We start from the raw sequence: 23,118 nt of genomic DNA, 5'->3' as shown, positions 1-23,118 counted from the left end.
GTCAGGCCCCGGCGTGTTGGTTGGTCTCGGCCGGCTGGCCGAAGTCCCGCTCGATCAGGGGGATGATCCTCTCCAGCGCCACACCGCGCGACCCTTTCAGCAGGATCGTCTCGTTCCCGTGCAGCGAGGGGCGAAGCTCCTCGTACGCCTCGATGGGGTCGTCCGCGGCGACAAGGCGGTCTCCCAGCTCTTCGGCGAGCGGCTCGAACGCAGCCACGAAGTCGCCCGTCGCCACTACCCGATCGATCCCCCGCCCCACCAGCCCGGCGATCTGCTCGGCGGCGGCGGCGTGCAGCGAGTCCGCGTGGTCGCCCAGCTCCCGCATCGTCCCCACCACGGCCACCTTCGCCCCGTCGCTGGGGATGGAGGCCAGCAGCTCGACGGCGGCGCGCAGGGAGGGCGGGTTGGAGTTGTAGCAGTCCGCCAGCACCCCCACGGTGCCCACTCTGCGCCACTCGTTCCTCATCTTTGGTGCCGACATGGCCCCAATTCCGCGCGCCGCATCCGACAGAGGAACCCCAAGCTCCTCGGCGACGCCGAGGGCGAGCAGGGCGTTGCGCACGTTGTGCATGCCGGGGAGCGGCACGTGGACGTCGACGCCGCGGAAGCGCCAGGCGGTGCTCCCATCCGGCCGCACCTCCACCTCGCCCTCCGGCCGTACGACCGCGTCGGCGGAGAAGCCCGCGACCCGCACGCAGTCGCGCAGGATGGTGAGGGAGCGCGCCACCAGCTCGGGCGGCTCGTCGGCCACGAAGGCGGTGCCGCCGGGGCGCACGGAGGGGAGGATGGCGAGCTCCTCCTCCAGCACGCCGGCCACGCTCCCGAACCCCTCCAGGTGCTCTTCGCCGATGGAGGTGATCAGCGCCACGTCCGGCTCGGCGATGGCGCCCAGCAGCGCGATCTCCCCCGGCTCGTTGGTCCCCGTCTCGATCACCAGCACCTCCGCGTCTTCCGGCGCGGCGAGGAGGGTGAGGGGGACGCCGACCTGGTTGTTGAGGTTGGCCTCGGTGGCGTGCACCCGGAACTTCGCGCCCAGCGCGGCGCGGAGGAGCTCCTTGGTGGTCGTCTTCCCGTTGCTCCCCGCCACCGCCACCACCCGCCCGCTCAGCGCGCGGCGCCGGTGGCGGGCCAGCCGGCCCAGGGCGTGGAGCGTGTCGTCCACCAGGTAGAGCCGCATCCCGCTCGGCTGCACGTCCGGCATCCGCGACACCACCGCCGCCGTCGCTCCGGCCTCCGACGCGACTGCGAGGAAGTCGTGCGCGTCGTAGTTGGCTCCGCGCAGCGCCACGAAGAGCGACCCCTGCGCGATCTTTCGTGTGTCGGTGGAGACGCCGGAATACTCGGCGTCGCCGTCCTCAGTCCCGCGTGTGCCCAGCGCGCGCTCCACCTCGGCGGCAGTCCATCGAAATCCGCTCACACCCATTCCCTGGTCGCAGACGTTGCCCGTTCGGCAAGGATTTCACGCACCACCACGCGCTCGTCGAACGAACGCTTCTCGCGGCCCACGATCTGGTACGTCTCGTGGCCCTTCCCGGCAAGGAGGATGACGTCCTCCTGGCCGGCCTCGAGTAGCGCCCGCCGGATGGCTTCGCGGCGGTCGGAAAGTCGCACGCGGGGTGCACTTCCCATGCCGCGTTCGATGTCGTCCAGGATCTTCTCGGGGTCTTCGGTTCGCGGGTTGTCGGAGGTGACGATGGCGAGATCCGCCCCCTCCGCCGCGATGCGCCCCATCTCGGGCCGCTTGGTGGGATCGCGGTCGCCGCCGGCGCCGAATACGACGATCAGGCGCCCCTGCACCAGCGGGCGGACGGCGGCGAGGGCCCGCTCCAGCGCGTCGGGGGTGTGCGCGTAGTCCGCGAGCACGGTGGCGGACGCGGGCGGGCCGGCGATCCTCTCCAGCCGTCCCGGCACCTGGGGGATCGTGGAGAGCCCGGTCGCGATCTCCTCCGCCGCCCACCCCAGCGACCAGAGCGTCGCCGCGGCGGCGAGGGCGTTGGAGACGTTGAAGTTGCCGAAGAGGGGGAGGTTCACCTCCGCACTCCCGTCGGGAAGGGTCAGCGTCCACTCCATTCCGCCGGGGCCCACGCGTACCTTCTCCGCGCGGACGTCGGCGGGGCGCTCCATTCCGAAGCGGACCACGCGCTCGGCCTCCACGACGTCCCACGCAGGGTCGTCCGCGTTGACGACGGCGGCGGCGCCGTCCTTGAGCAGCGTGAGGAGGCGGAGCTTGGCGGAACGATACTCCTCCATCGTCCCGTGATAGTCCAGGTGGTCCTGCGTGAGGTTGGTGAAGAGCGCCGCGTCGAAGCGCGCAGCCGCCATCCGCCCCTGGTGCAGCGCGTGCGACGACACCTCCATCGCCAGCGCGCGCACGCCGCCGTCCGCGAAGCCGCGCAGCCAGCGCGCCGCCTCGATGGGCCCCGGCGTGGTGAGCCCCTCCGTGCCCGGCACCACCTTGCCGCCCGCGTCCAGCGCGCCCAGCGTGCCGATGTACGCCGTGGGCATGCGGCGGGACAACATGTCGCGCAGGATGGCGGCCGTGGTCGTCTTCCCGTTCGTCCCGGTGACGCCCACCAGCGTCAGGGCGTTCCAGGGATCGCCCCACAGCTCCGCCGCGGCGTACGATGCGGCCAGACGCCCGCTGGTGACGGGGATCTGCGGGAAGGTGAGGTTGTCGTCGCGCCGCTCCACCGTCGCGCCGGCCGCGCCCTGAGCGGCGACGTCGGCCAGGTAGCGGTGCCCGTCGCCCTCGGTGCCGGCGATGGCGCAGAAGAGGTCGCCCGGGCCCACCTTGCGCGAGTCCGCGGAGGCGCTCGCGACCAGGCGCGCCGCGTCGTCCGCGGAGAGGCGCGCGCCGCCCGCGAGGAGCCCCTCGCGCTCCAGGCGCGCTTCGATCGCGCCGAGCGTCGTCATCAGCGCTCCGCCCCCACCACCACGACGGTCCCGCCGCGCGGCTGCACGGCGCCCGCGGCGGGACGGGTGCCCTTGACCGTGCCCGCGCCCTGCACGCGCACCTGGAAGCCAAGCGCGTGCAGGCGGCGCACGGCGTCGCGCAGCGACAGGCCCGCCAGCTCCGGCACCGGCACCGGCTCGCGCTTGGGCGCCGCGGCCTGCACGGCGCCCTGCGGAAGCGAGTCGAAGACGTACGTCCCCTCCCCGCCGGAGGCGCGCGGACGGCGCTGCACCACCTGCCGCGGCGCCGGCTGCGACGGCGTGGGGATGCGCGTGGCGAGCAGGGCGCGCCGGTCCAGCGAGGGCGAGCGCGCCGCCAGGATTGCCTGAAGCGTGGCGCGCGTCACCGGCGCCGCGGTCAGGCCGCCATAGTAGTCGCCCTGCGGACGGTCCAGCTTCACGAAGATGACGAGCTGCGGGTCGCGCGCCGGGAAGTACGACACGAAGCTGGCGTTGTACTGCCCCGCCTCATACCGCCCGTTCGCCCCCGTGCGCCGCGCCGTCCCCGTCTTCCCTGCCACCTCAAAGGTGGAGAGCGCCGCGGCCTTGGCCGACCCGTCCGACACCACCGTGATCAGCACCTCGCGCAGCGCGTCCGTCACCGCCGCCGGGACGGCGCGGCGAACCACGCGCGGCTCCATCTTCCAGCGCGTGCCGCCATCTGGTCCGCGCGTCTCGCGCAGGAGGTGGGCTTCCATGAGGTTGCCGTGGTTGGCGAGCGCGCCGTACGCCATCGCCATCTGCACCGGCGTGACGGAGACCTCGTAGCCGGTGGCAAGCGAGGCGGCGGTCATCTTGGACCAGCGCGCGGGCCTCGGCAGCCGCCCGCCCGACTCCACCGGGTACTCCACCCCCGTCGGCGTGCCGAAGCCGAAGTCGCGCAGGTTGGCGTACTGCTCCGCGGGCCTCAGCTTCGGCACCAGCTTCACCATCCCGATGTTGCTGGAGACGCGCAGTGCATCGCGCAGCGACAGCATGCCGTACGGGTGCACGTCGGTGTGGATGCGGCCGTGCGGATCGGCCCAGCGCCCGTTCTCCGCAAACACCTGGTCGTTGAGCGAAGCGTGGCGCCCGGCCAGCAGGTTGGCCACGAAAAACGGCTTCAGGATGGAGCCCGGCTCGTACGGCTCCACGAACGCCGCCAGCCCGCGCGATCCCTTGCGCCGCGACACCGCCGCCAGGATCTCCCCCGTGCGTGGCTCCGTGAGCAGCAGGTCGCCGCCGGAGGCGTTGGTGTTGCGGATCGCCTCGTCCAGCGCCGCGTCCGCGATCTCCTGGAGGTCGAAGTCCAGCGTCAGGTACACGTCGCCGCCGTCACGCGGGGGCGCCACGGGGAGCGACACCGCCGACTCCTTGCGGCCGCGCCCGTTGCGGCGCTGGATGCTGAAGCCGTCCGCGCCGCGCAGTACGGAGTCCATCGCCTGCTCGATCCCGCCCAGCGCCCGCCCGTCCGCCGAGACCGTGCCCATCACCTCGCGCCCCACGTCGCCCTGCGGGTAGAAGCGCTCCAGCTGGCGCGACAGGTGCAGCCCGCGCATCTCGCCCAGCTTGCGGCGCTGCTCCACCGTGAAGCGGCCGGGAAGCACGACCCACTTGCGGCGCGCGTCGGTCGCGCGCCGCGCCGCCGACTTCGTCAGCCCCAGCGCGTCCACGAGCCGCTTCGTCACCTCGCGCCGGTCGGTGATCTCCGCGGGCGCGACTGCCACCTCGTACGTTTCGCGTGTGAGCGCCAGCGGCACGCCGTCGCGGTCGTAGATGGCGCCGCGACGCGCGGGAAGCGGCACGCGCGCCTGCTGCTGGCTGGCGGCCTCCGCCTTCCACTCCGCCCCCTGGAAGCCCTGGAGCTGCACGGCGCGACCCACCACCAGCATCGCGGCCACGCCGAACGACGCCAGGAGGAGCTTCTGCCGCCCGGCGATGCGCTCGGGCGAGGTGAGGGCGGGGCGGGTGCGCTTGGCGCTCAAGGGGCCTCCGGCGGCGCCGGGGTGGTGGCGGGAACGGGGAGCATCACGATCTCCTCGTCACGTGCGACGTGCATCCCCAGGCGCTCGCGCGCCACGCGGGTGATGCGGGCGCGGGTCTGCAGCGCCTGGATGCGGTTGGTGACTTCGACGCGCTCCGCCTCGGCCTGCGAGAGCTCGGCGCGCACGGCGGAAAGCTGGCGCTCGCGCTCGTATCCCACCGTCTGCCGCCACACCACCGACGCCAGCGCGCCCAGCATCACCAGGATGAAGAAGAGGCGGCGCAGCGCACCACGGCGGCGCGCGCGGCGCTCCGAGCGGTCGGCCGGCGGCGGGTCCCACGGGTTTGCGCCGGGGCGTACCGCTGCGAGCGCGGCGGAGCTCACGCGCGCCTCCACGCCCGCAGCCGTACGGAGCGTGCCCGCGGGTTGCGGGCGACCTCGGCCGGCGAGGCAGACACTGGCTTGCGGGTGAGCGTCTCGCCCAGCGCCACGCCGCGGCAGTTGCACATGGGCATCTGCGGCGGGCAGATGCAGGCTTGGCTCCACTCACGGAACGCGTTCTTCACCAGCCGGTCCTCGAGGGAATGGTACGACATCACGGCGAAGACGCCCCCCGGCGCCAGCGCCTCGCGGAAGCTCTCCAGCGCCCGCTCCAGCGACGGAATCTCGTCGTTCACGGCGATGCGCAGCGCCTGGAAGATGCGGGCCTTGTCCGCCGCCTCGATCCTCCCGCCCAGCCCGCGCCGCATCGCCTCCACCAGCCGGTCGCTGGTATCCACCGGCGCCTCCTGCCGCATCTCCGCGATCACCTTCGCCAGCCTGCGCGACTTGCGCTCCTCGCCGAAGCGATAGAAGAGGTTCGCCAGCTCCTCCTCGTCCAGCGCGGCCAGCAGGTCGGCGGCGCTCGGTTCGCCGGCGGAGCCCTGCGCCATGCGCATGTCCAGCGGCGCGCCGGGGCGAAAGGTGAAGCCGCGCGCGTCCGCGTCGATCTGGTGCGACGAGATCCCCAGGTCCAGCAGCACGCCGTTGAGCGTCCCCGGCTCCACGCCGGCCGCTTCCACCGCGTCCGCGAAGTTGGCGCGCACCCGCCGCGCCCGCTCCCCGAAGCGCTCCAGCCGCGCCCCCGCCTCCGCCAGCGCGTCCGGGTCGCGATCCACCCCGATCAGCCGCGCCTCCGGCCCGCGCTCCAGCAGCGCCTCCGCGTGCCCGCCGCCGCCCAGCGTGCCGTCCAGATAGAGGCCGCCGCGCTCTGGCCGCAGAAGCTCCATCGCCTCCTCCACCAGGACGGGGGCGTGGTACGGCGTGTCGTAGCTCACGCGGCGTTGCGCATGGAGGTGGCGCGGGTGACGGTGCTTCCGCAGGCGCGGCAGCGGCACCAGTCCGCACCGGCCCACCCGGACAGCGCGGGGAGCACCAGGTAGGGTCCCAGGTGCCGGTCCGCGGCGCATGCCAGGACGGGCTCCGCCAGCAGGGCGAAGTTGAAGATGTGCGGCTCGGTGGTCACGTGGCGAGGCCCGGGAAGGGGTAGGCTAGCCGAAGATCTGGTGCATGAAGCGCGCGGCGTCCGGCACGGGCATCTCGGTGGCGGCGGTGAAGCGCGCCGGGTCCCACAGCTCGATGCGGTCGATGGCGCCCACCACCAGCGTGGCCCCATCGATCCCCACCGCTTCCTGCAGCCGCTGGGGCACAAGGATGCGCCCCTGCTTGTCCGGCACGACTTCGCAGGCGTTGGCCGTCACCTTGAGGACCCAGGGGCGGGCCTGCGGCTGCAGCCGGAGCACCTCTCGCAGGCGCCCCTCCACCTCGGCCCAGGCGGACCGGGGGTACAGCGTGAGCGCGTCCGGAAAGACGTGCACCAGCACGAAGGGCTGTTCCTGGCCTTCCCGCCTGAAGGAGGCGGGAAGGCTGAGGCGGCCCTTTTCGTCGACGTTGTGATGGAAGCTTCCCAGGAAGCCGGTCATTCGATCCGTAGACGAGGGCACCCCGCGGCATCCCACTCTTCCCCACTTCATCCCACTGAGCCCCAACCTAACGCGTTTCCCGGCAAGGTCAAGGAGAAGATGTGCCGAAGGTGCCTGGCGGGGTTCTTGCTCCCCGGCGCCGCGCAACCCACACCACGCCGCCCCGGAGCGCCGCCCTTGCACCTGGAGATCGTCATCAACCCGTCCACCCCCGCCGCCGTCGAGGCGATCCGGCGCGGGGTCGAGTCGCTGCGCGAGGCCGGCCACCAGGTGCGCGGGCACATCACCTTCGAGGCGGGCGACGCGCGCCGCTTCGCCACGGAGGCGGCGGAGCGCGGTGCCGAGGTGGTGGTGGCGGCAGGCGGCGACGGCACCATCAACGAGGTGGTGAACGGGCTCAACGACTGGGCGGAGGCCGGGGGGCACGACGAGCTGCCGCGCCTGGCGGTGATCCCGCTGGGCACGGCCAACGACTTCGCGGGGGGCCTGCGCGTCCCCAAAGACCCGGAGCAGGCGCTCGCCGTGGCGGTGGAGGGTACCGGCTACCCCGTGGACCTGGCCGCGCTGAACGGGCGCTGCTTCCTCAACGTCTCCAGTGGCGGCTTCGGTGCCGAGGCGACGGACGAGGCGTCGGACGAGCTGAAGCGCATGCTGGGCCCGATCGCCTACGTGGTGACGGGGGTGAAGAAGTTCGTGACGCTCACCCCGTGCAAGGCGCGCTTCACCTCCGGCCGCGAGGTGCTGCACGACGGCGACTTCCTGATCTTCGCCGTGGGCAACGCGCAGCGTACCGGCGGCGGCGTGCGCCTCACCTCCGAGGCGGACCTCTCCGACGGCCTGCTGGACGTGTGCATCGTGGAGGCGATGACGCACATGGAGTTCGTGCGCATCGCCCCGCAGCTCCGCGCCGGCAACCACGTGGAGCACGAAAAGGTGGTGTACCGCAAGGTGCGCAGCGTGACCGTGGAGGCGGAGGTGGAGCTGAGCGTGAACGTGGACGGCGAGCCGATGTCGGCCCGCCGGTTCGAGTACCGCATGCTCCCCCGCCAGATCACGGTGATGGCGCCGGGGCCTCCGGACGGCGCGGAGGGGTAGGGCCGGGGCCCCCTCCCCCAATAACTACCTGGGGGAGGGGCGTTTTGCGTGCATCCGCGCGTAGCGCAGCGCGCGGCGCCGTTCGGCATCCCTGGCGCACACCGATGCCGTAGGGGCGCGATTTATCGCGCCCGCCCTCGCCCCCACCGCGACCGCCGCCCGCCGGACCGACACCCGTCACTGGTAGGGGCAGACCTACGTGTCTGCCCACCCTCTCCCCCACCGCGACCCCCGCCCTCCGCACATAACCCGTGGGGGCCGCCCCACGTGGCTGCCCGTGCCCGCCCCCGCCCCTCCCCCGCAATTTGGGGAGGGGCAGCGAGGAACGAGCGGGGAGAGGGCCCCCGTTTGACTCCCCGCCCGCCCCCGCTCTACCTTTCCGCCCTGGAGCACCACCCAAAAGCACACCCGCGAAGCCCCGCCCGATGCCCATATATCCGCTGCGCAAACTGGACCCGGCCGCCGAGGCGACCGCGCTGTACGACCGGTGGCTCGGGGAGCTGCAGGAGGCGCTGGCCCGCGGCGACGACCGCTGGGAGCTGTGCCGCCAGACACTCACCGCGCTCTGGTATCCGGGGATGGCCGGCGTGGACCCGCGCAACCTCCCGCTCGCGGTGCAGGCGTCGCTGGCGCAGATGGACGCACGCAACGTCACCCTGGAGCCCGAGTACTACGCCGAGGTGGACGTGGAGCGCTTCAACGAGCGGAAGCCGCTGCTCTGGATGTGGCAGATGTTCGACCGCAGCCCCATGGGCGGCAACGTGCACCTGGGCGTGCACTTCCGCCGCGCGCTGGCGCCGTACCTCTTCAAGCGCGTGGGCAAGAACTTCAAGTGCTTCCACTTCGTGGAGTTCACGTACGGCTACAACCTGGAAGTGGGCGACGACGTGGTGGTGCACCGCAACGTCCTGCTCGACGACCGCGGCGGGATCGTACTGGGGAACGGCGTGTCGATCTCCGACTACGCCAACATCTACTCCCACACGCACTCCATCGTCGACCAGCGCGACGTCAGCAACCTGCAGACGGTGCTCGGCGACGGCGTGCGCATCACCTACCACGCCACCGTGCTCGCCGGGACGCACGTGGGGGAGAACGCGATGGTGGGGGCGATGGCGGTGGCCACCAAGGACGTGCGCGCCTACCACGTCAACGTGGGCATCCCCGCCAAGTCGGTGCGGGTGAAGCCCAACGCGCCGCCCGAGGTGTACAAGGTGACGCTGCGCAGCGAAGGGACCGCCTCCGGGGCATCCGCCGCGGGAGAAGGGTGAGCGGCGCAACCACACGAGCCCTGCAGACCATGAGCGATACGACCACCGTGCCGGTGGAGACCACCGATCCCGTCAACGGCCGCATCCTGGCCGTCTCCGAGGACCGGGTGCAGGGGTTCCAGGACGAGCCGTTCCAGGAGATCGCCCGCCTCAGCGAGGTGGATCTGGAGACGGTGCTGGAGCGCATCCGCGCGATGCTCGCGTCGGGCACCATCCGCCGCGTGCGGCAGACGCTGATGGCCACCAACCTGGCCCCCGGCGCGCTGGTGGCGTGGCAGGTGCCGCCCGAGCGGCTGGACGACGCCTTCGAGTACATGTTCCGCGAGGACCCGTTCTCCGGCCACGTCGTCATCCGCTCCACCGACCGCGAGACGCAGGGCTCCAAGTACCGGCTGTGGACGACGCTCAAGGTGCCGCAGGGCTTTTCGATGGAGAAGCACGCGCGCTTCCTGATGGAGCGCACCGGCGCCCTCGCTTACAAGCTCCTCCCGGCCCACAAGCTGTTCGCGCTGGGAGTGGGCCACGTGCGCCGGCGCGGGCTGGAGCCCGGCGCCCGCTCCGAAGAGCTGGGCCAGGTGCTCGACACCAACATCGTGGAGCTGTCGGACCTCGAATGGCGCATCCTGGAGGCTCTGAAGCGCGAGTTCGCCGCGGAGGAGATCACCGACCATCCGTGGACCGCGCGGGCGGAGGAAGCGGGCGTGCGGCTGGAGCGGTTTCTCCAGATCGCGCGCGACCTCAACCGGCGTGGCGTGATCGGGCGCTTCTCCACCTTCCTCGAGCACTACAAGCCCAACGCCGCGGGGGAGCGGGTGACGCGCTACAACGCCCTCTTCCACTGGCGCGTGCCGCAGGGGCGCGAGCTGGACGCGGGGCGTGAGGTGGGCCGCCACTTCGTGATGACGCACGCCTACTGGCGCGAGGGCGGGCCGGAGTTCGGCGGCGTCAACATCATGGGCGTGGCGCACGGCACCGAGAAGGAGACGGTGCTCGCCCACAAGGCCGCCATCGACCAGCACCTGGAAGAGGCGGGCATCCCGGTCGGCTACACCAACGTTTTCTGGGGCGGGCGCAGCGAGATCAAGCCGTCCGAGATCTCGCCCTTTGCCTACGCGGAGTGGTGCCGCCGCAACGGAATGGACCCCGGGGCGATGCGCTGACGCGGCTGGATCGGAGAAACGCGGAAAGGAGGCACGGAGAGACTCGTTCTCCGTGCCTCCATTCGTTTGACCCCGGAATGAGATAAGTTGTTGGTTTTGACAGGCATCGGCGCGGCGCTTACATTCCGGCGTCCTTGACCGGACCCTGAAAGCCGACTCGTGTAAATCACCGGGAATTGTAGATATGGAACTTCGCGAATTCTTCAACGAAGACGCGATCCAGCTCGACCTCAAAGGCGAGAGCAAGGATGAGATCCTCAAGGAGCTCATCGCCCTGCTCAAAGTCGACGAGAAGTCGCAGGGGATCCTCTTCAAGATGCTGAAGCGCAGGGAAAACCTGGGCTCCACCGGGATCGGCAAGGGGATCGCCATCCCCCACTGCCGCTCGCTGGTGGTGAACCGGCTGCGCGTGGCGTTCGGCCGCAAGACGTCGGGGGTGGACTTCAAGGCCATCGACGAGCAGCCGGCGCGCTACTTCTTCATGATCGTGGCGCCGCCGCTGGAGGTGTCCAACCAGTACCTGCCGGTGCTGGGCAAGATCGCGCAGTTCTCCAAGGAGCCGGACGTGTCCACCCGGCTCGACCAGCTCACTAATCCTTTGGAATTCCTCGCGCTCCTTCAGGAGAAGGGCGTCTGAGGCGCGGAGAGTCCCACGTATGCACCCCCAGTTGGAAGCACTGCTGGAGATCCAGGACCTGAAGACGCAGCGCCGCGAGCTGGGAGAGACCTCGTCGCGCGACGTGCAGGAAGCCGTCTTCGGGCTGAGCACCGACGTAGCGCTCACCATCCTGGACGAAAAGATCGCGGAGATGGAGGAGGCGCTGGCCCCGGAGGTCCGCAACCGCTACCGCCGGATCGCGAACAAACAGCCCCGCGTGGTGGTCCCGGTCATCCGGGGCACCTGCTACGGCTGCTTCGTCCAGATCCCCACCGCCCTCGCCTCCGACGCGGACCGGAACGAGGAAGTACGCTCGTGCCAGAGCTGCGGGCGGTTCCTGTATCTGATCGATTGAACGGAAAGTGCTAAGTCCTAAGTGCCAAGTCCTGAGTAACCTTCAGCACTTAGCACTTAGCACTTAGCACTGAGCACAACAGTTAAGCCGGCCCGGATCAGAATCCGCGGCCGGCTTCACTGTCTTCTGAAGATGGGGGGAATGAAGCGCGAGCGCTTCGAAGGGTTGGCGACGATGATGCGAATCAGGTCCGGCTCGCGCCGGTCGCCCACCACCAGCTCGCAGTAGTAGAGCCCCGAGGGGGCGCGCCTTCCGTTCAGGTCCCGGCCATCCCAGTAGGCCACCTTGCGGCCCGGCTCCGTGTAGCGGAGCCCCTGCACGCGCACGTCCCGGCCGCGGGGATGGCCGACCGCCTTGGGGATGGCGATCAGCTGACGAAACATGTTTACGATTCGGATGGTGACGACCCGGGGCTCGCCATCCTTGAACAGGCCTTCCTCCAGGTAAAACGGAATGTATGTATCCGGGTTCGGCGGATTGGGGTAGTTCTGCTCCAGCCGGTAGCCCTTGGATGGCACCACCGGGGCCCTTTCGTCGGGGTCCTGCCCCCATAACCCGGGGGGGAGCCCCAGCCCGAAGAGCGCCAGGAGCAGGAGCAGAACCGGGGGTGCACGCAGCATCAGCACCTCATTCGGTCCGTGGATCGCGCTCGGTGTGCTCCTCCGGGATCGCGCGGGGTTCGTACAGGGTTTCCGTTGTGAGTATACCGGAACCGCGCCGGGCCGGTCAAGCCGAATCCACGACGGGGTGGTGTACGGGCGAGTGAACTCGCTGCAACAACAGCACTAAGTCCGCCTTCGCGGATTCGGGGGCGAGATCTGCCCGTGTACGTGAATACGGCGCCGCCGCTCCGTAGGGGCGCGATTCATCGCGCCCACCCTCTCCCTTCCTCGACCTCCGCATCCCGCATCGATCCCGCAGGGGCCGCCCCACGTGGCTGCCCGTGTCCTGCCATGCGACCGATGCCCGCATCCAGGAGCGAATGAATTCGCCGCCGGAACCACTCAAAGTCCGCCTTCGCGGACTCCGGGACCAATGCCGCGCCTATCAAGCCGGCTTCAGCCGCCTTCCCGTCGTCCCAGCCGGGGGGAATCATCCCCCGGTTCCCGCGCTCGTTGCAGCAGTCAACCGCCGGTCTCCCCCGCCTCCGCCCTCGCCTTCTCCGCCAGCCGCTCCCGGATACGCGCCGCGATCACCTCGATGCCGGCGGTGTTCTGCCCCCCGCGCGGAAGGATCACGTCCGCGTAGCGCTTGGTGGGCTCCACGAACTCGAAGTGCATGGGGCGCACGGTGTTCAGGTACTGGTCGATCACCGCATCCAGCGAGCGCCCGCGCGTCTCGATGTCGCGGCGCAGGCGGCGGATGAAGCGCACGTCCGCCTCCGTGTCCACGAAGATCTTGAGGTCGAACATGTCGCGCAGCCGCGCGTCGGCGAAGAGGAGGATGCCGTCCACCAGGATCACGTGGCGCGGTGCGATCCTCACCGTCTCGGCGGCCCGCGTGTGGCGGGTGAAGTCGTAGACCGGCTTCTCCACCGCCTCGCCCGCCAGCAGCCGCTCCAGCTGCCCGATCAGCAGGTCGTTGTCCAGCGAGTCGGGGTGGTCGAAGTTCATCCGCTGCCGCTCCTCCACCGTCATGTGGGCCAGGTCGCGGTAGTAGGCGTCGTGGTCGATGAACACCGCCGAGTCCAGGTGCAGCGACTGGTAGATGCGGCGCGCCACGGTGGTCTTCCCCGAGCCGGTGCCCCCGGCGATCCCGATCAGGAACGGTTTCATCTAGCGTGCGAAGTGGAGTCCAGGCGTGCCCGGCCGTGCGGCCGGCGCGCTCGGTTGTAGCCCGCGGCGGCGGCGGGCGCAAGGGTACCAAAGAAGAGCGGGGCGGCTCTCAGGCCGCCCCGCTCTTCTTTGCGCAGTACTACCCTTCACCATCCAATGGACTTAGAAGAGGTAGCGCGCGCCGAGCTGGATCTGGTAGCGCGAGCCGAGGTTGCTCGGCTGGAACACCTGGCGCCCGGCGCCGAACGGCGCGAGCTCCACACGGCCGGCGGCGTTCGGCGTGTTGTTGGTCACGCGAAGGAGCGGATCGCTCTGGTTGGACACGCTCTCGTTGAAGCCCCAGTTGCGGTTGAGCAGGTTGCCGAAGTTCAGCACGTCCAGCGTGAGCTGCACCCGCTGGTTGGCCAGCGACGGAACGGTCTGCGCCAGGCGAACGTCGAAGCGGTTGCTCCACGGCTGGTTGCAGGCGTTCCGCTGCAGCACCTTGCCGCGCGACTCACGCAGGCACTCCACGCTGTTGATGAACGCGTTCAGGTTCGCCCACGACTGCTCCGGCGTGATCGGCTGCGTGGCCGTCGCGGCCTGGAAGCGAACCTCACCGATGCTGCGCGGAACGTAGATCAGGTCGTTGCTGATCGCGTTGTCGTTGTTCACGTCGCCGTCGTACCGGTACGAGTACGGCCGGCCGCTCTCCCCTTCGTAGATGAAGGAGATCTCGGTGGGCGCGCGGCGGATGAAGTTGGCGCTGTAGGTGCCGCTCGCCAGAATGCGGTGCTTCACCAGCCAGTCCGATGGGCGCAGCTTCGGGTCGTTCGGATTGCCGTCGATCAGGTTGAACACGAAGTTCGACGAAGCCGTGCTGGAGCGCAGCGCGTTTACGTCCTGCGATTCCGTGAAGGTGTACGCCAGGCGCACATCCAGCGTGCGGGCGAAGTTCTTCTGGAGCTGCCCGGTAAGGCTGTACGTGTAGTTCTCGTCCGTGTTGAACACCTCGTACACCTCGCCCAGGCGGGCCAGGCCGCTGGTCGCGGGGAAAGAGCCGTTCGGGTAGCGGCGCGAGTAGCGCGGGCGACCCTCCACGTAGCCGCCTGTGGCGAGCGGGCCCGTCAGCGAGTCGGTGCGGATCGCCAGGTTGCGGTACACGGGGTCGCTGAGCGACTGGTTGAAGAGCCCCTCGAACGTCACCACGAAGTCCCGCGGGAGGCGGCGGTCGACGCCGAACGAGGCGCGGAACACCTGCGGGAGCTCGAAGTTCGGCGCCAGCGTGTTGATCTCGTTGGGCGTGAAGCTCGTCGTGCCGGTGCACGCGGTGGGCTGCTTGGTCGGGTCGGTGACGAACGCCGGCACGCTGGGCGAATTGCACGTGAAGCGGACGTAGTCCAGCCCCGTGTTGCCGAAGGCGTTCGAAACCCACACGTACGGCGTACGGCCGCTGAACAGGCCCACGCCGCCACGCACCTGCGTCACCTGGTCACCCGCCACGTCCCAGTTGAAGCCGAGGCGCGGGGAGAACTGCATCTCCTCGCCGCCCACCCTGCCGGTGCTGCGCTGGTAGTACTTGACGACGGAGTCGTTCTGCGCCGGCTTGTCCGGGAAGCTGGTGCGGTCCAGGCGGAGCCCGGCCGTGATCGTCAGGTTGTCGCGCGCTTCCCACTGGTCCTGCAGGTAGCCGGAAAGCTGCCGCACCGAGAACTCCGCCCGCTCACGCGCGTTCGGGTTGTTCGGATTCAAAAAGGTGTAGGAGTACTGGTTCGGGGTGCCGTTCTTCAGCGCCGTGGTGTCCGCGAAGCGGTAGTTCCCGTAGATGTTCTGCGCGAACAGGTTGCTGAACTGGAAGAACTCGTTGTGCGTGCCCAGCGTGATGCGGTGGGCCCCCGCCGAGAGCGTCAGGTCGTTCGTGATCTCGAGGAGGTCCTGGTTCAGCGCGTTCGCCACCGAGCTGTTCTCCGGACCCGCCACCACGAAGTTGGTGCCGCCCGCGCCCACGCGCACGAAGGGAAGCTGGGTGGTGCCGGGGTCGCGGCGCTCACGGATGGTGGTGCGGTTGACCCGGAGCTCGTTGGACAAGTTCGAGCCGAAGGTGCTGTTCAGCTGGCCGACCGTCGAGTTCGTCCTGCTGTCGAACGCGTACATCGTGTTCCCCAGCTGGTACAGGTCGTTGCGCCGCGTCAGGTTGTCGTCGAACGCATCCACGTAGTTGTTGCGGATGGTAAGACGCTGGTTCGGCGACAGGTTGAAGTCCAGGCGGCCGAAGATGTTGGTGCTCTCGCGGCCCAGCTTCACCTCGCCCACCGTCCCCGGGTTGTAGCCGTACTGCGTGGTCAGGATGTCCGAGATCCGGTTGGCCAGCGGGTCGCTGATGGACGACTGCTGCCCGGCCACGAAGCCCGTGGGCGACTCGCGGTCCGTGCGCTCGCCCGCCATGAAGAAGTGCACCTTGTTGCGGACGATGGGGCCGCCCAGCGAGGCGCCGAAGTTGGTCTCGTTGAAGTTGCTGAACTCCGGCGACAGCGCGATCGAGTCGCCCTGGCGGAAGCGGTAGCGCCCCACGAGCTCCTGGTCGCGGGTGAAGAACGACGCGGTCCCCGTGAAGCGGTTTGTGCCGCTCTTGGTGACCGCGTTGATCCCCGCGCCCGTGAAGCCGCCCTGCCGCACGTCGAACGGCGCGAGCACCACCTGGAGCTCCTGGATCGCCTCCATGGTGATGGGGCGCGTCCCCGCCGCGCCGCCCGGCGTGCCGCTGGTGGAGAGGCCGAACAGGTCGTTGTTGACGGCGCCGTCGATCTGGATGTTGTTGAAGCGCGAGTTGCGCCCCGCCGCGTTGGAGCCGCCGCCCGAGGTGGCGATCTGCGGCACCAGGCGCGTGAAGTCGGAGAGGTCGCGGCTGATGGTGGGGAGGCGCTGGAGGGCGCTGTCCCGCACCGTGGTGGCCGGCCCCGTGCGCGTGCGGGAGAAGGTGGCGCCCGAGCGCTCGGCGCGCGCGGTGATCCCTTCGATGGCGATCGCCTGCGCGGCGAGGGTAAAGTCGAGGCGCAGCGTCTGGCTGAGCGTCAGCGTCACCCCGGTGCGCGTCTGCGGCGCCAGGCCAAGGCCGCTCACCTCCACGCGGTAGCCGCTTCCCGGCTGGAGGCCGGAGACCAGGTAGCGCCCGTCTTCGCGCGTGACCACGCGGCTCTGGGCGCCGGTGGACCCGCTGGTCACCAGCACGCGCGCGCCGGCGACCGGTGCGCCCGCCGCATTGGTGACGCGGCCCGACACGGCGGACGTGGTGACGCCCTGTGCCTGCGCGCCGCCCGCCCAGCCGAACGCCAGCAGCATCGCGCAGAGGAGCGCGGCTGCCGTCTGCGAACAGCGTTTAATCATGTTTTTCTCGGGGAGATTGAGAGTTTCCAGCCACGACCCGGGCACCTGCCCGGGACGCGCATTACACTAGCCGCGCCCGGACGCGCCGGGTAGCGGTGAATGTAACGTGTTTGCCACGCCGGGCAAGACTTCCGTCCACCTCGTGCGCGAGTTGGAAGGGCTTGCCCCCGCGGCCCTTCACCGGCCGTCGGTTACGTAGCGCAGGACGTCGTAGCGGGTGATGATCCCCGTCAGCCGCCCGTCGTGGCGCACGAGCACCGCCGGGTTCTGCCGGTTCAGCAGCCGGGTGATCCCCGGCAGGTCCACGTGCGCGTCCACCACCGGCAGCGGCGCGTCCATCAGGTGCTGGACGGACTGGTCCAGCGTGGCGGTGTTCTCCAGCACCCGCGACATCAGCGTGGCCTCGGAGAGGTGCCCCACGCAGTCGCCTTCGGAGACCACGGGGAGCTGCGAGATGTTGTGCTGCGTGATGAAGCCCAGCGCCTGCCGCACCGGCGTCTCCGGCGCCACGGCGATCAGGTGCGCAGGCGCGTTGTCGCCCTTGCCGCCCACCATGTCGCGCGCCGTCACGCGCGACGGCTCCAGCATCCGGTTCTCCCGCATCCACTCGTCGTTGTAGATCTTGGAGAGGTAGCGCTCGCCGGTGTCGCACAGGATGAAGACGACGCAGGCGTCGGGATCGTCAACCTCGCGCGCCACGTCCAGCGCCACCTGGCAGATCAGCCCCGCCGATCCGCCCACGAAGAGCCCCTCCTCGCGCGTCAGGCGGCGCGCCATCCCCAGCGAGGCGCGGTCCTCCACGTAGCGCCACTCATCCACCACGCTCATGTCCAGCGTGCCGGGGATCTTGTCCTGCCCGATCCCCTCCACCTTGTACGGCGCCGCCTCCGGCTTGGCACCCGTCGCCGCGTAGCCCGCGAGGATGGAGCCCACCGGGTCGCCGCCGATGACGCGCACCTCCGGGTTGCGCTCCTTGAGGAAGCGCCCGACGCCCGTCAGCGTGCCGCCCGTGCCGGCCGCGGAGACGAAGTGGGTGACGCGCCCCTCCGTCTGCTCCCAGATCTCCGGGGCCGTGGTGGCGTAGTGCGCCTCGGGGTTGGCCTGGTTGTAGAACTGGTTGGCGAGGATGGCGTTGGGGGTCTCCTCCGCGATCCGCTTCGCCATCATCACGTAGTTGTCCGGATGGTCCGGCGCGACCGCGGTGGGCGTTACGATCACCTCGGCGCCGAAGGCCTTGAGGAGGCGCACCTTCTCCTGGCTCATCTTGTCCGGGATGGTGAAGATGCAGCGGTACCCCTTGATGGCCGCCGCCAGCGCCAGCCCCACGCCGGTGTTGCCGCTGGTCCCCTCCACCACGGTGCCGCCGGGGCGCAGCTCCCCCGCGCGCTCGGCCGCCTCGATGATGGCGGGCCCCACGCGGTCCTTGACGCTCCCACCCGGGTTCATGAACTCCGCCTTGCCGTACACCGGCGTGCGGATCCCCGCCGTCACCTGGTTGAGGCGGATCAGCGGAGTCCACCCCACCGCCTCCACGATGTTGGCGTAGGGGCGCGTGTGGCGCGGGCGGGCGAGGAGCTGCTCGGCGAAATCGGTCATGGGACCACGGACTTGGGGGATGGGTCGCGCGCCGAATCGGCGGCGGCACCCGAATCGAACTTCACGGGAAGTATGAACCATGCGCCCACCGGCTCCGCGCCGCGCCGGGCGGGCTCGAAGCGCAGCGACCGGCTCCCGGCCAGCGCGGCCGCGTCGAACGCCTCGTATCCGCTGGTGCGCTCCACGCGCACGCTGTCCACGGTGCCCTGCGCGGTGATGTAGAGGCGCAGCATCGTCTCACCGTTCACCTGCGCCTCCCACAGCTCTTCCGGATACTGGAAGGGAGAGCCCTCCTTCCCCGCCGCGTTCCGGAGCGGCTCGATGGGGCGCGGTGCCGTCATCGCCTCCTGCCGCGCGTCGCACGCCCCCAGCAGCAGCACGAGCGCGACGAGGCGCATCATGAGCGCGCCGCCTCCGCCAGCTCGGCGAGGAGCGCGAGCGCCTGCATCGGTGTCACCTGGTTCACGTCCACCCGGCGCAGCCGCGCGACGGCGGGGTGCGGATCGGGCTCGAAAAGGGCGAGCTGCGCAGGGAGCTGCACGCGTCCGTTGCTGGGCGGGGCGGGCTCGGCCTGCGCCTCCAGCTCGCGCAGGATCTCCCTGGCGCGCTCCACCACCGTGCCAGGCAGGCCGGCCAACCGCGCCACCTCCACGCCGTACGAGCGGTCCGCGCCGCCGGCGATCAGGCGGCGCAGGAAGACGATGTCCTCCCCCACCTCGCGCACGGCGACGGAGAAATTGACGACGCCGGAGAGCCGCTCCGCCAGCCGGGTGAGCTCGTGGTAGTGCGTCGCGAACACCGTCTTGGCGCCGGTCACGTCGTGCAGGTGCTCGGTCGTCGCGGTGGCGACGCTCAGCCCGTCCCAGGTGGAAGTGCCGCGGCCGATCTCATCCAGCAGCACGAGCGAGCGGGCGGTGGCGCCGTGCAGGATCGCCGCCGTCTCGTTCATCTCCACCATGAAGGTGCTCTGCCCGCGCACCAGGTTGTCCGAGGCGCCCACGCGGGTGAAGATGCGGTCCACGATCCCGATGCGGGCCGTGCGCGCCGGCACGAACGACCCGATCTGCGCCAGGAGCACGATGAGGCCCACCTGGCGCAGGATGGTGCTCTTTCCCGCCATGTTGGGCCCGGTCAGGATCATCACCCGCCGCTCGGTGTCCAGGCTCAGGTCGTTGGGGATGAACTCCTCGCGCGGCATCATCGTCTCCACCACGGGATGCCGCCCGCCGCGGATCTCCAGCGCGAACCCGTCGTCGACGGCCGGGCGGCAGAAGTCGCGGCGGCAGGCGGCCTCGGCCAGCCCAGCGAGCACGTCCACGGCGGCGACCCGCTCCGCCACCCGCTGGATGCGCGGCAGCTCCCGCGCGACGGACGCGCGCAGCTCGGCGAAGAGGCGCGTCTCCAGTGCCGCGATGCGCTCCTCGGCGCCCAGCACCTTCTCCTCCCACTCCTTCAGCTCGGGCGTGTAGTACCGCTCCGCATTCGCCAGCGTCTGCTTGCGGTGGTAATCGGAAGGGACGCGATCGGCGTGGGTGCGCGTGATCTCCAGGTAGTACCCGAAGACGCGGTTGAAGCCCACCTTGAGCGACCCGATCCCCGTCCGCTCCCGCTCGCGCGCCTGCAGCCGCGCGATCCAGTCCACGGCGCCGTCGCGAACGGAGCGCAGCTCGTCCAGCTCGGCGTTGAAGCCGGCGCGGATCACCCCGCCCTCCGCCACGGACACCGGCGCCTCCGCATCGATGGCGAGCGCCACCAGCTCGCGCACGTCGTCCATCGGCTCGATCGCGTCCAGGTGCTCCTGAAGCAGGGCTGCCTTGCAGTCCGCCAGCGCGGCGCGCAGCGGGGGCAGGCGCCCGAGCGACGCGGCGAGCGCCAGCATCTCGCGCGGGTTCACGCGCCCCGTGCCCACCTTGACGCCAAGCCTCTCCAGGTCGCGGATCTCGGCCAGCGCCGCGCGGGCGTCGCGCCGCACCCCGTCGTCGCCGAACAGCTCCTCGACGGCGTCCAGGCGGGCGTTGATGCGCTCGCCGTCCAGCAGCGGGGCCAGGAGCCAGCGGCGCAGGAGGCGGCCGCCCATCGGCGTGAGCGCCTCGTCCATCACCCCCAGCAGCGTCCCCTCGGCGCCACCGCCGCGCAGCGTCTCCACCAGCTCCAGGTTGCGGCGCGTCATCTCGTCCAGCGGCATGGCATGGCCGGGGCGCTCCACCCGCGGCGGCCGCAGCGCGCCGAAGCCGGCCGGCTGCACCTCGTTCAGGTACGCCACCAGCGCCCCCACCGCGCCCACGAGCGGCGCGTCCCCCGCCTCGAAGCCGAAGCCGCTCAGGTTGGCGACGCGAAAGTGGCGCTGGAGCTCCTCCCGCGCCGTCCCCGGCTCGAACAGCCAGTCGCCGCGAAAGGTGCGCGTCGCCTCGGCGGGCGGGGTGCCGGGAAAGAGCTCCCACGAACGCGGAAGGAGGAGCTCCGCGGGCCGGGCGGCGCCCAGCACGTCCGCAAGCTCCTCCCACGCCACCGCCCGCACCGTCACCTCCCCGGTAGACAGGTCCGCCAGCGCCAGCGCGACGCTTCCCTCCCCCGCCGGGTCGCCGGAGACCGCCGCCAGGTAGTTGTTGCGGCGGGCGTCGAGCAGGGCGTCGCTGAAGACGGCGCCGGGCGTCACCATCTCGGTGACCTCGCGGCGCACGAGCCCCTTGGCGAGCGCCGGGTCCTCCACCTGGTCGCAGATGGCCGCGCGCCGGCCGAGCCCCACCAGCTTGCGCAGGTAGTTCTCCAGCGAGTGCGCGGGGATCCCCGCCAGCGGCGCCTTCGACCCGCCGTTGTTCCGCGAGGTGAGCGTGAGCCCCAGCAGGCTGGAGCCCTCCACCGCGTCCTCGTTGAACAGCTCGTAGAAGTCGCCGACGCGAAAAAACACGAACGCATCGGGGTGGCGCGCCTTGACCTCGCGCCACTGCATCATCAGCGGGGTGTCTTCCGACGACATTCCGGTGGGGGATGGGAGCCGGTGCGGCCTGTAAGCCCTTGATTTTACAGCGGAATCGGGGTTGGGGCAACTGTGGGGGAATGGGGAACGGGGAATGGGGAACGGTACAATGCCTGGTAGGGGCGCGATTCATCGCGCCCGCCCAGTGCGTTCCCCCGACCTACGCCCCGCGCACGAATTCGGTAGGGGCAGACCCACGTGTCTGCCCACCCTCGCCCCCGCCCCAACTCTGCCACACACACCAATCTGGTAGCGGCCGCCCCGCGTGGCTGCCCGTGCCCTCCCCCGCTCCGCCGCCCGCCGAATGCGCAGGCCCAACTGTTCCGCTCGCCGGTCAGGGCGCGGGCTGGCTCCCGGCGGCGGGCTGACACTCGTCCTGCAGAACCTTGCTCGCGAAATTGACCCGGCTCTGAGGCTCGCGGTTTTCTGGTGCGGGGTGGACGAGGACGCGGGCATAATCCGCCAGTAGCTCCTTTCCAACCGCGGACCCGACAACACCATCGATCTCCAGGCGCGAGCGTTCTTGAATGGCTCGAAGCGCGGCCGCGTCGGGGTGGCGCGGACTGGCCTCGCGGAACGCCGTCCGCAACGCCTGCGAGGGTCTGGCCCGCAAGAACAACTCGGCTGCCGCAAGGCACAGTGCGCTCCGGTTCAAACGGCGCACCGACTCGGCGCTCATCGCGGTCCCCGGTTCTTCCGCGAGATTCAACCGGAGCCGATCCGCGGACCCGTGAACGAGCATGTAGCGCACCTGGGAATCCCGGTTGGCGCAGGTAGACCAGAGCGCCCGGGCACTCACGATTTTTACCCGGGGGGTGGAACTCGCCAGCCCAGCTCGCGCCGACTCAAGCGCAGCCTGCCGGCGGGCCTCCGTTCCTTCGATGACGTGCAGAACCTGCCGCCACGCCAGCACATCGCCGGAAATACGGGCGTCAGCGCCTGGCTCGCCCCGGAGGAGGTCACCTGCTGCTACGCAGAGTGCCGCGCCCTGTCCCTTGAAGCCGTCGTCGAGGGGCTGTTGCTGGGCAGATGCCGCGGGTGCAAGCAGCGACAGCGCTCCCACGATGGTCGCGCACCGCAGCAGCGATGGGACTTCAGAAACTCGCATCGGATTCACCGCCACCTCTCAATTTTTAAGTTTTTGCGACACTGCACCACTGATGTCCGGAGTCCGTCCGCCCTCCCGCTCGTCGGTCAGGGGTTGGCTGAAGTCTCCTGACGGCCGGCTGGCAGCTTTGGAGAATCAGGCTCGCGCGGTTGGCGACGTCGTGCTGGGTCTCGTCTTTTTCTGGAGTGGGGTCGAGGATGTATCGCGCGACATCGACTACAAGCTCCTTTCCAACCGCGGACCCGGAAGCGTCGCCAATCTCCTGGATGGAGCGCTCTCGTATGGCTCGGAGAGCGGCTGCGTCGGGGTGCGGCGGACTGGCATCGCGGAACGCTGCCCGCAACGACCGCGACGGGCTAGGCTGCGAGAACAACTCGGCGGCCGCGAGGCAGCGTGCGCTCCGGTTCAAGCGACGCGCGATCGCAACCCCGAGAACGGTGCCTGGTTCTTCCGGGAGATTGTACAGAAGCCGCTCCGCGGGAGCGTAAGCAGCCAGATATCGCACGCGATAAGCCCGGTCGGCGCAATGCCGCCAGTTCACCTGGCCCAACAGCGCCGCCCGATTCGAAGCGGCCCCTGCCAGTTTCGCTCGAGCCGAGTCCAGCACAACCTGTCGCCGGTCCTCCGTTTCTTCCATCACGTGCAGGATCTGCCGCCATGCGAGCACGGTTCCATGAACCTCCGCCAGAGGGGGGCCCGGCGAGCGCGCGAGATGCTCACCTGCCGCGATGCAGAGCGCGGGGGCGTTTTCCTCGGGGCCTTCCGTAGCCGGTTGGGCGAATGCCGCTGATGAGAGCAGCGACAGCGCTCCCGCAAAGATCGCGGAACGCAGCAGCGACGGGACTTCATAAGCTTGCATCCGATTCATGGCGCGAACTCCGAAA

Annotated in this window: 20 protein-coding genes; 5 read left to right on the top strand and 15 right to left on the bottom strand. The window is 70.3% G+C overall.

Annotated elements, in window-relative coordinates:
• Position 1: 1 nt before the first annotated feature.
• From murF to VF584_13115, 7 genes are read right to left on the bottom strand one after another with little or no spacing between them, the layout of a single operon-like run.
• The gene (murF, locus tag VF584_13145) at positions 2–1,417 is read right to left on the bottom strand and encodes a UDP-N-acetylmuramoyl-tripeptide--D-alanyl-D-alanine ligase (protein HEX8211113.1); all 1,416 of its coding nucleotides are present in this window, start codon (positions 1,415–1,417) and stop codon (positions 2–4) included.
• Positions 1,414–2,913: a UDP-N-acetylmuramoyl-L-alanyl-D-glutamate--2,6-diaminopimelate ligase gene (locus tag VF584_13140; protein HEX8211112.1), complete on the bottom strand. Its 1,500-nt coding sequence runs from the start codon at positions 2,911–2,913 to the stop codon at positions 1,414–1,416. The genes murF and VF584_13140 overlap by 4 nt, the downstream gene beginning before the upstream one ends.
• Positions 2,913–4,916, bottom strand: a complete 2,004-nt coding sequence (locus VF584_13135; protein ID HEX8211111.1) for a penicillin-binding transpeptidase domain-containing protein — start codon at positions 4,914–4,916, stop codon at positions 2,913–2,915. Before VF584_13135 ends, VF584_13140 begins: the two co-directional genes overlap by 1 nt.
• Positions 4,913–5,299 carry a septum formation initiator family protein gene (locus VF584_13130; protein ID HEX8211110.1) on the bottom strand — a complete coding sequence of 129 codons (387 nt, stop codon included), beginning with the start codon at positions 5,297–5,299 and terminating at the stop codon, positions 4,913–4,915. The genes VF584_13135 and VF584_13130 overlap by 4 nt, the downstream gene beginning before the upstream one ends.
• On the bottom strand, positions 5,296–6,231 hold the full coding sequence (gene rsmH, locus VF584_13125) for a 16S rRNA (cytosine(1402)-N(4))-methyltransferase RsmH (protein HEX8211109.1): 936 nt from the start codon (positions 6,229–6,231) through the stop codon (positions 5,296–5,298). The genes VF584_13130 and rsmH overlap by 4 nt, the downstream gene beginning before the upstream one ends.
• Complete coding sequence (locus VF584_13120) at positions 6,228–6,419, bottom strand: hypothetical protein (GenBank protein HEX8211108.1); 192 nt, start codon at positions 6,417–6,419, stop codon at positions 6,228–6,230. Before VF584_13120 ends, rsmH begins: the two co-directional genes overlap by 4 nt.
• A gap of 25 nt (positions 6,420–6,444) precedes the next feature.
• Positions 6,445–6,876 carry a division/cell wall cluster transcriptional repressor MraZ gene (locus VF584_13115; GenBank protein HEX8211107.1) on the bottom strand — a complete coding sequence of 144 codons (432 nt, stop codon included), beginning with the start codon at positions 6,874–6,876 and terminating at the stop codon, positions 6,445–6,447.
• 177 nt (positions 6,877–7,053) lie between these two features.
• Between VF584_13115 and VF584_13110 the strand changes: the two genes are divergently transcribed.
• The 5 genes from VF584_13110 to VF584_13090 all read left to right on the top strand — a co-directional run bounded on the left by VF584_13110 (position 7,054) and on the right by VF584_13090 (position 11,415).
• A complete protein-coding gene (locus tag VF584_13110) occupies positions 7,054–7,971 on the top strand; it encodes a YegS/Rv2252/BmrU family lipid kinase (GenBank protein HEX8211106.1) in 918 nt (305 codons plus the stop codon).
• 425 nt (positions 7,972–8,396) lie between these two features.
• Positions 8,397–9,242, top strand: a complete 846-nt coding sequence (locus VF584_13105; protein HEX8211105.1) for an acyltransferase — start codon at positions 8,397–8,399, stop codon at positions 9,240–9,242.
• 29 nt (positions 9,243–9,271) lie between these two features.
• Positions 9,272–10,402, top strand: a complete 1,131-nt coding sequence (locus VF584_13100; protein ID HEX8211104.1) for a hypothetical protein — start codon at positions 9,272–9,274, stop codon at positions 10,400–10,402.
• 184 nt (positions 10,403–10,586) lie between these two features.
• Positions 10,587–11,039, top strand: a complete 453-nt coding sequence (locus VF584_13095) for a PTS sugar transporter subunit IIA (GenBank protein HEX8211103.1) — start codon at positions 10,587–10,589, stop codon at positions 11,037–11,039.
• Between the two features lie 19 nt (positions 11,040–11,058).
• On the top strand, positions 11,059–11,415 hold the full coding sequence (locus VF584_13090; GenBank protein HEX8211102.1) for a C4-type zinc ribbon domain-containing protein: 357 nt from the start codon (positions 11,059–11,061) through the stop codon (positions 11,413–11,415).
• A 116-nt stretch (positions 11,416–11,531) separates the two neighbouring features.
• On the opposite strand, the gene VF584_13085 is transcribed toward VF584_13090, so the two are convergent.
• The 8 genes from VF584_13085 to VF584_13050 all read right to left on the bottom strand — a co-directional run bounded on the left by VF584_13085 (position 11,532) and on the right by VF584_13050 (position 23,102).
• Positions 11,532–12,035 (bottom strand): hypothetical protein, encoded by a 504-nt coding sequence (locus VF584_13085; protein ID HEX8211101.1) that lies wholly within the window; start codon positions 12,033–12,035, stop codon positions 11,532–11,534.
• A 504-nt stretch (positions 12,036–12,539) separates the two neighbouring features.
• Positions 12,540–13,190 carry a uridine kinase gene (gene udk / locus VF584_13080; GenBank protein ID HEX8211100.1) on the bottom strand — a complete coding sequence of 217 codons (651 nt, stop codon included), beginning with the start codon at positions 13,188–13,190 and terminating at the stop codon, positions 12,540–12,542.
• A gap of 162 nt (positions 13,191–13,352) precedes the next feature.
• On the bottom strand, positions 13,353–16,553 hold the full coding sequence (locus tag VF584_13075) for a TonB-dependent receptor (GenBank protein ID HEX8211099.1): 3,201 nt from the start codon (positions 16,551–16,553) through the stop codon (positions 13,353–13,355).
• A 177-nt stretch (positions 16,554–16,730) separates the two neighbouring features.
• On the bottom strand, positions 16,731–18,149 hold the full coding sequence (locus VF584_13070) for a pyridoxal-phosphate dependent enzyme (GenBank protein HEX8211098.1): 1,419 nt from the start codon (positions 18,147–18,149) through the stop codon (positions 16,731–16,733).
• Positions 18,146–18,550 (bottom strand): energy transducer TonB, encoded by a 405-nt coding sequence (locus VF584_13065; GenBank protein ID HEX8211097.1) that lies wholly within the window; start codon positions 18,548–18,550, stop codon positions 18,146–18,148. The genes VF584_13070 and VF584_13065 overlap by 4 nt, the downstream gene beginning before the upstream one ends.
• Complete coding sequence (mutS, locus tag VF584_13060) at positions 18,547–21,126, bottom strand: DNA mismatch repair protein MutS (GenBank protein ID HEX8211096.1); 2,580 nt, start codon at positions 21,124–21,126, stop codon at positions 18,547–18,549. The genes VF584_13065 and mutS overlap by 4 nt, the downstream gene beginning before the upstream one ends.
• A gap of 334 nt (positions 21,127–21,460) precedes the next feature.
• On the bottom strand, positions 21,461–22,243 hold the full coding sequence (locus tag VF584_13055; protein ID HEX8211095.1) for a hypothetical protein: 783 nt from the start codon (positions 22,241–22,243) through the stop codon (positions 21,461–21,463).
• A 16-nt stretch (positions 22,244–22,259) separates the two neighbouring features.
• On the bottom strand, positions 22,260–23,102 hold the full coding sequence (locus tag VF584_13050) for a hypothetical protein (protein ID HEX8211094.1): 843 nt from the start codon (positions 23,100–23,102) through the stop codon (positions 22,260–22,262).
• Positions 23,103–23,118: the final 16 nt, after the last annotated feature.

This window comes from Longimicrobium sp. (genome assembly GCA_036389135.1).
Lineage (GTDB): Bacteria > Gemmatimonadota > Gemmatimonadetes > Longimicrobiales > Longimicrobiaceae > Longimicrobium.
This window is presented reverse-complemented; position numbering and strand designations above follow the sequence as displayed.